Source organism: Streptomyces doebereineriae, assembly GCF_031845645.1.
Classification (GTDB): domain Bacteria; phylum Actinomycetota; class Actinomycetes; order Streptomycetales; family Streptomycetaceae; genus Streptomyces; species Streptomyces canus.
In genome coordinates this window covers 1-400 of the sequence record NZ_JAVREZ010000539.1, presented here as the reverse complement: position 1 = coordinate 400, position 400 = coordinate 1, and the positions used below count along the sequence as shown (strand labels likewise).

Annotated in this window: 1 protein-coding gene; it reads right to left on the bottom strand. The window is 74.0% G+C overall.

Annotation, left to right across the window (positions count from 1 at the left end):
• The coding region (locus RNB18_RS53150) for an MFS transporter (protein ID WP_394817824.1) at nt 1-400 on the bottom strand (400 nt) is incomplete at both ends.

The window sequence follows — 400 nt, the reverse complement described above, 5'->3', positions numbered from 1 at the left end:
CCGGACGCCCTCGGCCACATCGGCGTACACCCCGCGTCCCGGTGCCCGGGGCATCCGCACCCGGACGCCGAGGAGGCAGACCGCGGAGACGACGAACGCCCCGCCCGCGAGCCAGAACCCGACGGGCGCGGCCACGATCGCGAGGGCGCCCGCGATCACCGGCCCGGCGACGGTGGCCGCCGACTCCACGCCCATCATCCAGGCGTTGCCGGACACCACCTTTTCCTTGGCGACGAGGGAGGGAAGCACGGTCTGGGCGGAGACGTCGAAGAAGACGGAGGTGACCCCGGCGACGAGCGCCGCCGCGTAGAGGTGCTCCATCCGCAGCGTCCCCAGGGCCCACACGAGTGCGAGGCCGAGGAAGACGGCGGCCCGTACGGCGTCGGCGGTGACCATGACG